General features: G+C 67.3%; 11 protein-coding genes. 7 read left to right on the top strand and 4 right to left on the bottom strand.

The window, feature by feature from the left end:
• Positions 1–66: 66 nt before the first annotated feature.
• Genes C0012_RS08700 through C0012_RS08715 form a run of 4 tightly spaced genes read right to left on the bottom strand, consistent with a single transcriptional unit; the run spans position 67 to position 5,782 of the window.
• Positions 67–1,779, bottom strand: coding sequence for an ABC transporter family substrate-binding protein (locus C0012_RS08700; protein ID WP_198411104.1), 1,713 nt, complete (start codon positions 1,777–1,779; stop codon positions 67–69).
• 49 nt (positions 1,780–1,828) lie between these two features.
• Positions 1,829–3,880 carry an ABC transporter ATP-binding protein gene (locus C0012_RS08705; protein WP_110589007.1) on the bottom strand — a complete coding sequence of 684 codons (2,052 nt, stop codon included), beginning with the start codon at positions 3,878–3,880 and terminating at the stop codon, positions 1,829–1,831.
• Positions 3,877–4,797, bottom strand: a complete 921-nt coding sequence (locus tag C0012_RS08710) for an ABC transporter permease (RefSeq protein ID WP_232527838.1) — start codon at positions 4,795–4,797, stop codon at positions 3,877–3,879. Before C0012_RS08710 ends, C0012_RS08705 begins: the two co-directional genes overlap by 4 nt.
• A gap of 1 nt (position 4,798) precedes the next feature.
• Positions 4,799–5,782 carry an ABC transporter permease gene (locus C0012_RS08715; RefSeq protein WP_110589006.1) on the bottom strand — a complete coding sequence of 328 codons (984 nt, stop codon included), beginning with the start codon at positions 5,780–5,782 and terminating at the stop codon, positions 4,799–4,801.
• Between the two features lie 381 nt (positions 5,783–6,163).
• Here C0012_RS08715 and lepA point away from each other — a divergent pair, with 381 nt between their 5' ends.
• The 7 genes from lepA to C0012_RS08750 all read left to right on the top strand — a co-directional run bounded on the left by lepA (position 6,164) and on the right by C0012_RS08750 (position 13,336).
• A complete protein-coding gene (lepA, locus tag C0012_RS08720; protein WP_110589005.1) occupies positions 6,164–8,014 on the top strand; it encodes a translation elongation factor 4 in 1,851 nt (616 codons plus the stop codon).
• 46 nt (positions 8,015–8,060) lie between these two features.
• On the top strand, positions 8,061–8,702 hold the full coding sequence (locus tag C0012_RS08725) for a DUF1990 family protein (protein WP_110589004.1): 642 nt from the start codon (positions 8,061–8,063) through the stop codon (positions 8,700–8,702).
• Between the two features lie 13 nt (positions 8,703–8,715).
• The gene (gene hemW / locus C0012_RS08730) at positions 8,716–9,936 is read left to right on the top strand and encodes a radical SAM family heme chaperone HemW (RefSeq protein WP_110589003.1); all 1,221 of its coding nucleotides are present in this window, start codon (positions 8,716–8,718) and stop codon (positions 9,934–9,936) included.
• 67 nt (positions 9,937–10,003) lie between these two features.
• Complete coding sequence (hrcA, locus tag C0012_RS08735) at positions 10,004–11,047, top strand: heat-inducible transcriptional repressor HrcA (RefSeq protein ID WP_110589002.1); 1,044 nt, start codon at positions 10,004–10,006, stop codon at positions 11,045–11,047.
• Positions 11,048–11,107: 60 nt separating this feature from the next.
• Positions 11,108–12,220 (top strand): molecular chaperone DnaJ, encoded by a 1,113-nt coding sequence (gene dnaJ / locus C0012_RS08740; RefSeq protein WP_110589001.1) that lies wholly within the window; start codon positions 11,108–11,110, stop codon positions 12,218–12,220.
• 8 nt (positions 12,221–12,228) lie between these two features.
• Positions 12,229–12,960 (top strand): 16S rRNA (uracil(1498)-N(3))-methyltransferase, encoded by a 732-nt coding sequence (locus C0012_RS08745; RefSeq protein ID WP_110589000.1) that lies wholly within the window; start codon positions 12,229–12,231, stop codon positions 12,958–12,960.
• A 28-nt stretch (positions 12,961–12,988) separates the two neighbouring features.
• Entirely contained in the window at positions 12,989–13,336 is a 348-nt protein-coding gene (locus C0012_RS08750) for an HIT domain-containing protein (protein WP_110588999.1), read from the top strand.
• Positions 13,337–13,370 lie beyond the last annotated feature (34 nt).

Here is a 13,370-nt window from a genome sequence, read left to right on the forward strand (position 1 = left end):
AGCATACGAGAGCGGGGCCGGCGCCCGAAGGCGCCGACCCCGCGGTCGTGATTCAGTGGGCGAGGATTACGCTGCCCAGCCGAAGTTCTCCACCGGCTGGATGCCGAAGAGGTCCAGGCCCGTGTAGGGCTCGGGCGTGAGGTTCGCCAGACCGTCCTTGGCCGCCATGATGTGCGGGCCCGAGTACAGCGGCAGGATGCCCCACGACTCGGCCATCAGATCTGCCTCGAGCTCCATCGCGGCCGGGATCTGCTCCTCCGCCGTCGGCAGCGCCTCGACCTGGTGGATGCGCTCGTCGAACGTCGAGTCCATCGTCGAGGAGAGGTTCAGTCCGCTGCCCTCACAGTAGAGCTGGCACATCCACATGACACCGTAGGCGTCGCTGGACGAGAACCCGAGCATGACGAGGTCCCAGTCCTTCTCGCTGATCGTCGTCGAGAACTCGCTCGGCGCGCGCTGGTCGAGCTCGAGCTCGAAGCCGATCTGCGCGAGCTGCTGCTGCACCACGCGGCCGCGGGCCTCGGTGAGCGGGTCGTCGCCGAACGACGGCAGGCGTCCCTCGAAGCGCACGCCGTCGCGCTCGCGCACGCCGTCGTCGCCCATGACCCAGCCGGCGTCGTCGAGGATCTGGTTCGCCTCGTCGACGTTGAACTCCCAGCCCGCGTTCGCGAGCGCATCCTCGTAGCCCTCCTGGAAGGGGTAGAGGTTGAGCGAGCCCGCGGGCTCCTCCGTGTAGTCGAGGCCGTCCCACATGACGTCGGTGATCTGCTCACGGTCGATCGCCATGAACATGGCCTGACGCGTCTCGAGGTCAGCGAACTGCTCACGCTCGGCGTTCAGCTCGACGAGGTTCGTCGCGGCGCGCGCGGCGCGGTAGGTCGAGATGTCCTCCATATCGGCGATCTGCTCGAGATCGTCCGCCGAGAGGCTCTGAACCGTGCCTGCGATGTCGACCTCGCCGTTGCGGAAGGCATTCATCGCGGCCGTGTCGTCCATCTCGCGGAACGTGACCTCGTCGAGCATCGGCTCGTCGCCCCACCAGTTCTCGTTCGGCTCGAACGTGATGACGCGCGCGTTCTTGTCGAACTCCTTGATCGCGTACGGCCCGGCGCCCCATTCGGGGTTCGCCTCCTCGAGGTACGCCTCGTTGAACTTCTCGGCCGTGTCGACGGCGGGGTGCACGACGTTGAAGAACAGCGCGTCGACCCATGCGAAGGTGCCGTCGAAGGTGACGACCGCCTGCTTCTCGGTCTCGCCCTGCTCGACCGAGGCGATGTTGCGGTAGCCCTCCGTGCTGTTCGGCACGTAGTCTCCCTCGCCGTTGTTGGCGATCCAGGTGTTCTCGATCGTCTTCCAGTCCATCGGCGTGCCGTCGTTGAACTCGGCCTCGTCGGTGAACGTCAGCGTCAGCACCGTGTTGCCGTCGACCTCTTCGACGTTCTTGTCGGAGATGTAGGCGGGATTCGGGTACGCCTCGCCGTCGGGAGTCGACAGGATGATCTGGGGGTTGTACCAGGTCCAGATCGTCTGCGTGTCGACCTGTCCGTCGCTGTGCATGGCGTTCATCTGCGGCGAGATCTCGCCGATCGCCTGCACGACGGTGCCGCCCTGCTGCATGTCGTCACGGTCGACGGGGTTGTAATCAGCGCCCTCGACGGTCTGTGCTTCGGCGGGCTCGTCCGATCCGTCTCCGGAGGGCGAACCGCCGCAGGCGGTGAGAGCGAGCGAGAAGCTCGCCGCGATCGCGGCGGCTCCCAGCCACTTCGTCTGCTTCTTCATTGGTGCTCCTTTCGCGCTTTCGCGCTCTGGGTGGGAATGAGGGGGAGGCCTATCGGTAGTGGCACGCGTTGGTGTGCACACCCTCGCGCCCGGTCAGCTGTGGAGCCTCGCCCTCGCAGCGAGCCCTGCTAGCCGTATCCAGAGTCTGGTACAGCGGGCAGCGGCTCACGAAGGGGCAGCCCGAGATCTTGTCGGTTGGGCTGGGAAGATCACCCGTCAGGACCACGCGCTCTCGTGTGCGCTCCACATGCGGGTCCGGGATCGGAATGGCCGAAAGCAGCGCCTGTGTGTACGGGTGCTGCGGGTCGTCGAAGACCTCGTCGACGTCGCCGAGCTCGACGAACTGACCGAGGTACATGACCGCGACCCGGTCGGCGAGGTGGCGGACGACCGAGAGATCGTGCGCGACGAAGAGATACGACAGGCCCAGGCGCGCCTTGAGCTCGTCGAGCAGGTTGATGACCCCGGCCTGGATCGACACATCGAGGGCCGAGACTGGCTCGTCGAGCACGAGCAGGCGCGGCTCGGTCGCGAGCGCGCGGGCGATGCCGATGCGCTGCCGCTGGCCGCCCGAGAACGCCTGGGGGAAGCGGTCGCTGTGCGCCGGATTGAGCCCGACCAGATCCATGAGCTCGTCGACGCGCTCGTGCGTCGCGTCTTTGCTCGTTCCGATCGTCCGCAGTGGCTCGGCGATGATGTCGAACACCGTCATGCGGGGATCGAGCGCGCCCATCGGATCCTGGAACACGATCTGGATGTTGCGGCGCATCTCGCGTTCGTGGCGCGACGAGCGAATCTCGGACACGCTCGTGCCGTTCACGACGATGTCGCCCTGCTCCTGCTTCGCGAAGTCCATGATCTGCAGGAGCGTCGTCGTCTTGCCGGAGCCCGACTCGCCGACGATCGCGAGAGTCTCGCCCTCGCGGATGTCGAACGAGACGTTCTTCACCGCGTGCACATCGCCGACGCGACGCTTCACGAGCGCGCCCTTCATGAGAGGGAAGGTCTTCGTGAGGTTGTCGACCGTGAGGGTCGCGGCGCGCTCCTCGCGCGGGACGGCCTCGAGCGCGTTCTCGGGGATCTCTGGCGGCGGGAACACCGGGGCGCCATCGATCTCACCGTTCCGGATCTCGTCGGCGCGGATGCACGCGGCGAGGTGCTCGCCGCCGCCAGCGACCGGTGCGAGCTCGGGTTCACCCTCGCGGCAGGCCGCCGTCGCGATCGGGCATCGATCGGCGAAGGGGCACGCATCGGGGAGATCGATGAGCATGGGCGGGTTGCCCTTGATCGGCACGAGCGGCTGCTTCTCCCGCTTGTCCACGCGGGGGATCGCACCGAGCAGACCGATCGAGTAGGGCATGCGCGTGTCGTCGAAGAGATCGTCGACGGGCGCGTGCTCGACGGGCTTGCCCGCGTACATCACCAGCACATCATCGGCCACGCTCGCGACGACGCCCATGTCGTGGGTGATCATGATCACCGCGGCGCCCGTCTCCTTCTGGCCCTTCTTGATGACGTCGAGGATCTGCGCCTGGATCGTCACATCGAGGGCGGTCGTCGGCTCGTCGGCGATGATGAGCTTCGGACGATTCGCGATCGCGATCGCGATGACGACGCGCTGGCGCATGCCGCCGGAGAACTCGTGCGGGAAGCTCCGCATACGCGCCTCGGCATTCGGGATGCCGACGGTCTGCAGCAGCTCGATGCCGCGCTGCCACGCCGCCTGCTTGGACATGCTCTCGTGCGCCGTGAGCGTCTCGACGAGCTGATCGCCGATCGTGAATACGGGTGTGAGCGAGGTGAGCGGATCCTGGAAGATCATCGACAGGCCGTTGCCGCGGATCTGCGACATCTGCTTGTCGGTCTTGCCGATGAGCTCCTGGCCGTCGAAGGTGATCGAACCGCCGACTGCGGCGTTCTCATCAAGCAGGCCCATGATCGCCAGCGAGGTGACCGACTTGCCGGATCCCGATTCGCCGACGATGCCGATCGTCTCACCGGGGTGCAGGTCGAAGGAGACGCCGCGCACGGCGTCCACGCGGCCGGCCTCGCTCGCGAAGCTGACGGTGAGGTCCTGGACAGAGAGGATGGGGTCGGTCATGCACGGCCTCCTGCCGCCGAAGTCGGATCGAGGGCGTCGCGCAGGCCGTCGGCGATGAACGCCATCGACACCGTGAGGAGCGTCAGGATGAGCGCGGGGAAGGCGAAGATCCACGGTGCCGACGTCACGAGAGACGCGCCGACCCCGATGAGGGAGCCGAGCGACACATCCGGCGTCTTCACGCCGAAGCCGAGGAACGAGAGGCTTGTCTCGGCCTGCACGGCGCTCACGACACCGAGCGTGAAGTTGATGATGAGAAGCGAGCCCATGTTCGGCAGCATGTGGCGCAGCACGATGCGGAAGCCGCGCACGCCCATGTAGCGCGCCGCCTGGATGTACTCGCGTTCGCGGATCGATAGTGAGAGGGTCCACACCGTTCGGGCGAGGATCATCCAGCCGATGAGGATCAGCATGAGCGACAGCACGAACCAGTCGCCACCCGACCCCGTCGTCACGAGCGCGACGATGAGAAAGCCGGGGACCGCGATCATGAAGTGGATGACGGTGAGCACGACGCGCTCCCACCAGCCGCCGAAGTAGGCGGCCGATGCGCCCAGCACCGCTGAGATGACAGTCGTTCCCGTTGCGACGACGAGCGCGATCATGAGCGAGCGCTTGAGGCCCTCGACCGTCATGGCATAGATGTCGTTGCCGGCGCTCGTCGTGCCGAACCAGTGCTCAGCGCTCGGCGGATCGGAGAGGGCGAGGAAGTCGAGCTCGACGTGATCGTACTGCTGGAGCAGCGAGCCGAAGAGCGCGAAGAGTACGAGGAAGGCGAAGATGCCGAGGCCGATTGTCGCGGGTACGTTGCGGAAGAACCGGCGCGCGTAGAGCTTCGTCTTGGACATCGGCTTCGAGCGCCGGATGCCCTCGGATTTCGCGATCGGGGTGGTCTTGGGATCGGTGGACATGGTCATGTCAGTTCACCCGCACTCGGGGGTCGAGGGCCACGACGGCGATATCGGCGAGGATGGCGCCAATGGCCGCAAGGAAGGCGCCGAACGCCGCGATCGCGACCGTGCCGTGGATGTCGTTCTTATTGATCGTCTGTACGAAGTACTCGCCGAGCCCGTGCCACGTGAAGATGGTCTCGGAGAGGACGGCACCGAGGAACACGTTCGGGATGGTGAATGCGATCTGGGTCGCGATCGGAATGAGCGACGTGCGCAGAGCGTGCCGGCGGATCGCGGTCTGCTTGGTGAGCCCCTTCGCGCGCGCCGTGCGCACGTAGTCGGCGCTGATGTTGTCGAGCAGGAGTGAGCGCTGCAGGAAGTGCGTTGTCGCGTAGCCGACGAGGGCCATCGCGAGTGTCGGCAGCAGCAGGCGGTGCAGCGTGTCGAACACGGCCCCCCACCAGGTGTCGATCCCGATGCCCGACGGCCCGGTGACGAAGAGCACGTTCCGCCCCGTCAGGTTGTTGATCCATACCGCGGCGATGACGAAGCCGAGGGCGGCGACGATCGGCGGAATGTTCATCGTGATGATCGACGTGAATTGGCCGATGCGGTCGGCGAGCTTGTACTGCCGGTTCGCGGTGTAGACGCCGAGCGCGATGCCGGCGACGGTCGCGATCAACGTGGCTCCCGTGACGAACTCCGCAGAGATCCACATGCGGTACGCCATCTGGCCGTTGACGCTCTGGCCGTCGGGGGCGACGCCCCAGTCCCAGCGCAACACGATGTTCGTCAGCCACGTCCACCACCGCTCGACGAGAGGGACGGTGTCGCTGAGGTTGCGCGGCTCGAGGAGGGCCGAGATCTCGTCGGATGAGAGGGGAGGGCGTCGACCGATGTAGTTGCTGCGCGGATCCAGGAAGTTCCACGCGAGCAGGTAGATGAGGTTGGTCGACACCACGATGATCGCCAGCCACGAAACGATGCGGCGCGTCAGGTATCGGAACAAGGTGTCAGGGTGCTTTCTCGGAGGAGCATCGGGCTGAGAGGTGACTCTAGTCCGGGCTCGTGCCCTTCGGCCAGGGGCGGCACCCCCGACGGAAAAGCGTTATCAATCTGTTTCGGTATGAACTTTTCGTCCTGTTTTCCGGGTGTGGACTGTGCACCCTGCTGAGCGTCGACAGTGACGTCGCCGAACATCCTGCGCCCTCTAGCTGGACGTCCCGTGCACGTGTTGAGCAGATTGCGCAGCCTCGCGCGCGCCTGCGGGAATACTCACGGCCTCCGGAGACGCATGTTTCGATCTCGTGAAGAATCTCGTGTCGACCGGCTCGCCCTGCGGTGCGTGCGCGCAGTGATCTGTCGAGCGACTGCGTAGACTGGTGCAGATATGTCGCCCCGTGCCTCTCAACCCCTCGCGCCCGCCGCCACGCCTCCTGCGCGTCTGCGGAACTTCTGCATCATCGCCCACATCGACCACGGCAAGTCGACGCTGGCCGATCGCATGCTGCAGCTGACCGGCGTCGTGCCCGACCGCGAGATGCGGGCGCAGTACCTCGATCGCATGGACATCGAGCGCGAGCGGGGCATCACGGTCAAGAGCCAGGCCGTGCGCATTCCCTGGCAGGTCGATGGCGAGACGTTCGCGCTCAACATGATCGACACGCCGGGTCACGTCGACTTCTCGTACGAGGTGTCCCGATCTCTTGCCGCCTGCGAGGGCGCTATTCTCCTCGTCGACGCCGCACAGGGCATCGAGGCGCAGACGCTCGCGAATCTCTATCTCGCCCTCGAGAACGACCTCACGGTGATCCCGGTCCTCAACAAGATCGACCTGCCGGCCGCGGATCCCGAGCGCTTCGCGAAGGAGCTCGCCGATCTCATCGGCGGCTCTCCCGACGATGTGCTGCGGGTGTCGGGCAAGACCGGCGTCGGCGTCGATGCGCTGCTCGACCGCCTCGTTCGCGAGATTCCCGCGCCCGTGGGGGATCCCGATGCCGAGGCGCGCGCGATGATCTTCGACTCGGTCTACGACGCGTATCGGGGCGTCGTCACGTACGTGCGCATGATCGACGGCAAGCTCTCGCCGCGTCAGCGGATCCAGATGATGTCGACGCGGGCCACGCACGATCTTCTCGAGATCGGCGTGTCGAGCCCCGAGCCGGCGCCGTCTGACGGTCTCGGCGTCGGCGAGGTCGGCTACCTCATCACGGGCGTGAAGGACGTGCGCCAGTCGAAGGTGGGCGACACGGTGACCGACTCGCGCAAGCCCGCCTCTGAGGCTTTGCCCGGTTACGTCGAGCCGAAGCCGATGGTCTATTCGGGCGTGTACCCGATCGACGCGAGCGACTACCCGGTGCTGCGCGAGGCGCTCGACAAGTTGAAGCTGTCGGACGCGGCGCTGGCCTACGAGCCGGAGACGTCGGTGGCGCTCGGCTTCGGATTCCGCTGCGGATTCCTGGGACTGCTGCACCTCGAGATCGTGACCGAGCGACTGCGCCGCGAGTTCGACCTCGACCTCATCACGACGGCACCGAGCGTCATCTACACCGTCACGACCGAGGCGGGCGAAGAGATCGTCGTCACGAACCCGAGCGAGTACCCCGACGGCAAGGTCGCCTCGGTCACGGAGCCCATCGTCGAAGCCTCGGTCCTCACGCCGAAGGACTTCGTCGGCACCGTCATGGAGCTCTGCCAGGGGCGCCGTGGCTCGCTGCAGGGGATGGACTACCTCTCAGAGGAGCGCGTCGAGCTCAAGTACACGATCCCGCTCGGCGAGATCGTCTTCGACTTCTTCGATCAGCTCAAGAGTCGCACGCAGGGATATGCGAGCTTCGACTACGAGCCGTCGGGATCCCAGGAGGCCGATCTCGTGAAGGTCGACATCCTCCTCCAGGGCGAGCGCGTCGATGCGTTCAGCGCGATCGTGCATCGGCACAGCGCCTACTCCTACGGCACGACGATGGCCGAGCGCCTGCGCAAGCTCATCCCGCGCCAACAGTATGAAGTCCCCATTCAGGCGGCGATCGGCGCGCGCATCATCGCGCGCGAGACGATCCGGGCCATCCGCAAGGATGTCCTCGCCAAGTGCTACGGCGGAGACATCAGCCGCAAGCGCAAGCTGCTCGAGAAGCAGAAGGAGGGCAAGAAGCGAATGAAGATGGTCGGACGCGTCGAGGTCCCCCAGAACGCGTTCATCGCGGCCCTCTCCGGCGATGTCGAGTCGGCGGGAAAGAACTGAGATCCCCGACCCGGGGACGCGAACCGAGGCAGTGAGGGTAAACAGCATGCGCAGGGCGACCTTCCGAGACCAGACGGTCGACTATGCGGCGGTCGGCGCCTCGCAGGCGGCGGATCTGCTGCAGTATCCGCCGGAGCGCGCGCTTCCGGCGGTGGATTCGTGGCGTATCGGCAGCGGCGAAGAACGCTTCCGCAAAGCGGCCGAGGATCTGCTCTCGTGGCGCGTCCTCACGGGCGCCGGCCTCGAGGTCACCGATGTGCGTCCGTCCGCCGATCCCGGGTACACGGGCGTGAGCTTCGATGTCGACGGCACGCCCGTCGTTCCCTCGAAGCGCGAGCCCGATCAGCGATTCACTGCGGACGGGATCGCGTACGTGAGTGCGGGCGCGACGGCGCACGTGCATGGACGCGCCCGAGGGCGTCGCGCTGATGGCGACTACCGAGTGATCTTCGTCGCGGAAGAGGAGCGTCGCGTCGCGTTCGCCCTCGGTACCGTCGATTCGACGATCGTCAGTGGTGAGGTGCTGTTCAGCGTCGAGTGGCGGGACGACGACGAGGTGTGGTTCGAGGTGCGTGCCTTCGACATTCCCGTGCTGTGGTCACATCGTCTCTTCCGGAGACTCGTGAAGCGCCGCCGCCGCCTGCTGAACGCCGCGTACCTCCGCGCCGTCTCGCCGCTCTTCGCGTGATCGGGGCGCGTTAATGCCCGGCGCCCTGCCGCTCGGAGACCCCGCCCCCGCAGACGGGCGTCTGCCCGACGAGCACGCTCCGCGCGAAGAGGTCGACTTCGGTGTCTATCTGCACGTGCCGTTCTGTCGTGTGCGCTGCGGCTACTGCGACTTCAATACCTATACGGCAACAGAGCTGCGCGGCGCACGGCAGGATCAGTACGCCGACACGCTACTGCAGGAGATCGACCTGGCGCGCACGGTGCTTGGGGATGCCGCACCGCCCCGACCCGCGCAGACAGTCTTCTTCGGCGGTGGCACGCCGACCCTGCTCCCTGCGGGCGATCTTGCTCGCATGCTCGACGGCGTGCGCGAGGCGTTCGGCATCGCGGACGGCGCGGAGGTCACCGTCGAGGCGAATCCCGACACCGTCACCGACCGGATCGCGCAGGATCTCGCCACCGCAGGCGTGACGCGCATGTCGATCGGCATGCAGTCGTCCGTCCCGCACGTGCTCGCGGCGCTCGATCGCACCCACACGCCCGAGAACGTCGGATCCGCGGTGCAGGCTGCCAGGAATGCGGGGCTTGGTGCGAGCCTCGACCTCATTTACGGCGCGCCGGGGGAGAGCCTGGACGATTGGCGGGCGTCACTCGAGACGGCCCTCGCGCACAAACCCGATCACATCTCGGCGTACGCCCTCATCATCGAGGAGGGCACGAAGCTCGCCCGACAGATCTCCCGTGGCGAGATGCCCGCGCCCGACGACGATCTGCAGGCGGATATGTACGAGCTCGCCGACGAGCTCCTCGCCGTCGCCGGATACGAGTGGTACGAGGTGTCCAACTGGGCGACGAGCGAGGCACACCGATCGCGCCACAATCTCTCCTACTGGCGGGGATCCGATTGGTGGGGATTCGGTCCCGGGGCGCACAGCCACGTCGCGGGGCTCCGTTGGTGGAACGTGAAGCATCCGGCCGCCTATGCGCAGCGTCTCTCGCTCGGCGAATCTCCCGCGGCGGGGCGCGAGACACCCGACGCCGAGCAGCGGGCGCTCGAGCGCGTGCTGCTCGAGACGCGGATCCGCGAGGGTATGCCCGTGTCGGATCTCCCCAGCTCCCGCGCGCGCACGGCGGTCGCGGGGCTCATCGCAGACGGGCTCATCGACGGATCCGCCGCGGTCTCAGGCCGCGTCGTACTCACCCGACGGGGCCGGCTGCTCGCCGATGCGGTCGTGCGTCGGCTCACGGAGTGAGACCTCAGAGACCACCGAGTAGAATTGGCACTCGACATCAGGGAGTGCCAGCACGAGAGGAGCGCACATGGTCTCGGATCGCGGACTGCAGGTACTGCGCGCCATCGTGCGCGATTTCGTCGACACGCATGAGCCCGTCGGCAGTCGCGCGATCGTTGAGCGCCACGCTTTCGGCGTCTCGGCCGCCACGATCCGCAACGACATGGCGCTTCTCGAAGAAGAGGAGCTCATCGCTCAGCCCCACACCTCATCGGGGCGCGTGCCGACCGACAAGGGATACCGTGCCTTCGTCGATCATCTCGCCGATGTGCGCCCGCTCTCGCCGGCGCAGCGTTCGGCGATCGAGTCTTTCCTCGCCGATCCCGCCGACTTGGACGATCTGCTCGCGCGCACGGTGCGCCTGCTGACTCAGCTCACGGGACAGGTCGCTCTCGTCCAGTACCCCTCCTTCGCCCGCGCGACGCTGACGCATGTACAGCTCGTCGCTCTCGACACGCGGCGCCTACTCGTCATCATGGTGACCGACACGGGCCGCGTGTCTCAGCGGATCGCGATCCTTCCTGCCGAGATCACCGACGCTGACGCTGACGCTGACGCGGTGAGCACGCTCCTCGAGCCGCTCATTGTCGGCTACCCGGTCGGAGACGCGGCCGAGCGCGTGGAGGCGGCGGCTTCGGGGCGGACGGGTCCGCCGACGGCGCGCGAGGGCGCCCTGCTCGCCGTCTTCGCGGCCGTGGCAGAGGAGCTCGATGAGTTTCGGCAGAACCGTCTCGTGATGGCGGGCGCAGCGACGCTCGCGCGCCGCGAGGATGATTTCCGGGGCAGCATTCATCCGCTCCTGGAAGCCATCGAAGAGCAGGTCACCCTGCTGCGTTTGATGAGCGAAATGGCGGCCGATGACAACGGCCTCGCGACGAGCATCGGCCGGGAGAACGCGGCCTTCGGGCTCGGCGAGGCGTCGATCGTCGCGAGCGAATACGACGCAACGGTCGGCCGCGCCCGGGTCGGGCTGATGGGACCGACGCGCATGGACTATCCGCGCAACCTCGCGGCGGCGCGTGCCGTGGCGCGGTATCTGACGCGGGTGCTCGAAGAAGACGAGAATCGATGAGTTCCCGGCCTGAGGCCGGTCAGTGACGCAGATCGCGGAATCTCCGCGGAAAGGCGAGAAGTGGCAGACCACTACGAGGTACTCGGCGTGTCGCGCGAAGCGAGCGACGACGAGATCAAGAAGGCATATCGCAAGCTCGCGCGCAAGCTCCACCCCGACGTGAACCCCACGGAGGAGGCTGCGGAGCAGTTCAAGAGCGTGACGCACGCGTACGAGGTGCTGAGCGACCCCGAACAGCGTCGTCGATACGACATGGGCGGCGACACAGGCGGCTTCGGAGGCGGCGGCTTCGGCGGCTTCGGCGACGTGTTCGAGGCGTTCTTCGGCGCGGCGGGCGGCGGATCCCGTGCGGGGCGCCCCAGGTCGCGACGCGAGCGCGGCGAGGACGCGCTCGTGCGGCTCTCTCTCGAGCTCGGCGACGTCGTCTTCGGAACGCACCGCGAGGTCGAGATCGACACGGCCGTCCTCTGCGAGACGTGCAACGGCTCCTGCTGTCAGCCGGGGACCGAGCCCGAGCGATGCGATATCTGTGGTGGCTCCGGGCACGTGCAGCGCCAGGTGCGCAGCCTGCTCGGGAACGTCGTCACGCAGCAGCCCTGCGGTTCCTGCCAGGGCTACGGCACGCGTATCCCGCACCCCTGCACCGCGTGTCAGGGCCAGGGCCGCGTACGTTCACGTCGCACGGTCGGCCTCGACATCCCCGCCGGCGTCGAGACGGGGTTGCGTCTGCAGCTTCCCGGATCGGGCGAGGTGGGGCCCGCGGGCGGCCCGAACGGCGATCTGTACGTCGAGGTCCACGTCGAGCCGCACCCTGTCTTCAGCCGCGAGGGCGACGATCTGCTCGCGACGCTCGAGGTATCGATGACCGATGCGATCCTCGGTACGGAGACGTCGATCGACGGCCTCGACGGTGCCGTCGATCTCGAAGTGCGAGCGGGCGTGCAATCGGGTGATGTCCTGAAGATCGGCGAGCGCGGCATCACGGGCCTGCGGAGCAAGCGTCGCGGGGACCTGCGTGTCGCGATCCAGGTCGTCACCCCCACGAAGGTCGACGGCCGCACCCGCCAGCTCGTCGAGGAGCTCGCCCAGCGCACGAAGGCGCCCGAGCCGCGCCTCTCAGAGCATCCGCAGGGCCTGTTCTCGAAGATCCGCGACAAGTTCCGCGGGGCCTGAGAGCACGCGTGGCGCTGCACTTCATCGCTGACGACGCCTCGGGTGCGGGTGAGGGAGACACGATCTCCCTCACCGGCACAGAGGCGCACCACGCGTCCTCCGTACGACGAGTGCGCGTCGGCGAGCGTGTCACTCTGACGGATGGCCGCGGAACGTGGCTCGACGGAGAGGTCACGGAGGCGCAGCCTAAGCGCGTCGATGTGCGGATCTCCGCGCGCGAGCAGCGCGAGGCCCCACGCCGGCGGATCCTGCTCGCGCAGGCGCTCGCGAAGGGCGACCGCGACGAGCTCGCGGTGCAGGCGGCGACGGAACTCGGCGTGGACGGGATCCTGCCGTGGCAGGCCGCGCGCAGCATCTCCCGCTGGCAGGGCCCGAAGGCCGAGAAGGGACGTCAGCGATGGGCGACGATCGTCCGGGAGGCCGCCAAACAGGCGCACCGCGCGTGGATCCCCGTCGTCGAGCCCGTCAGCACGACTGCCGAGCTGGCCGCTCGCTCCGCGGACGCACGTATCGTCGTCCTGGATCCGTGGACCGACGCGCGCCTGTCGGCGCTCGATACCGATGACGACCGTGATGTCGTCCTCGTCGTCGGTCCCGAGGGCGGGATCGAGCCCGAGGAACTCGCCGCGCTCGACGAAGCAGGAGCGACGCGCGCGCGTCTCGGGGAGAGTGTCCTGCGCACCTCGACGGCCGGGCCCGCGGCGATCGCGCTCCTCAACGCGCGCCTCGGCCGCTGGTGACTTCGGTGGCACACTCTAGACTGGACCCATGACGGAGCCCAGCGTGTTCACACGCATCATCCGCGGCGAGATCCCGGCAGACGTCGTTGCCGAGACCGACCGCGTTCTGGCCGTGACCGACATCAACCCGCAGGCGGCGGTGCACGTCGTCGTCTTCCCGAAGACGGGCGAATACCGCGACGTCTCCGAGCTGGCCGCCGCCGAGCCCGATCTGCTCGCCGAGCTCGTCTCGGTCGCGAAGGCCGTCGCCGCAGAGAAGGCGGGCGGGGAGTACCGTCTCATCTTCAACACGGGAGCGGGCGCGGGGCAGACCGTTTTCCACGTTCACGCCCACGTACTCGCGGGCAATCTGGAAGAGAAGAGCCTCGTTGGCTGATACACCCCAGACCACTGTCACCATCCGCGCCGAC

Origin of the sequence: Microbacterium suaedae (assembly GCF_003254645.1) — a bacterium.
GTDB lineage: Bacteria > Actinomycetota > Actinomycetes > Actinomycetales > Microbacteriaceae > Microbacterium > Microbacterium suaedae.

Bases quoted from the DNA above. Each gene is read 5' to 3' on its own strand.
- C0012_RS08700 (WP_198411104.1), bottom strand. From the start codon at position 1,779: ATGAAGAAGCAGACGAAGTGGCTGGGAGCCGCCGCGATCGCGGCGAGC.
- C0012_RS08705 (WP_110589007.1), bottom strand. From the start codon at position 3,880: ATGACCGACCCCATCCTCTCTGTCCAGGACCTCACCGTCAGCTTCGCG.
- C0012_RS08710 (WP_232527838.1), bottom strand. From the start codon at position 4,797: ATGACCATGTCCACCGATCCCAAGACCACCCCGATCGCGAAATCCGAG.
- lepA (WP_110589005.1), top strand. From the start codon at position 6,164: ATGTCGCCCCGTGCCTCTCAACCCCTCGCGCCCGCCGCCACGCCTCCT.
- C0012_RS08725 (WP_110589004.1), top strand. From the start codon at position 8,061: ATGCGCAGGGCGACCTTCCGAGACCAGACGGTCGACTATGCGGCGGTC.
- hemW (WP_110589003.1), top strand. From the start codon at position 8,716: ATGCCCGGCGCCCTGCCGCTCGGAGACCCCGCCCCCGCAGACGGGCGT.
- hrcA (WP_110589002.1), top strand. From the start codon at position 10,004: ATGGTCTCGGATCGCGGACTGCAGGTACTGCGCGCCATCGTGCGCGAT.
- C0012_RS08750 (WP_110588999.1), top strand. From the start codon at position 12,989: ATGACGGAGCCCAGCGTGTTCACACGCATCATCCGCGGCGAGATCCCG.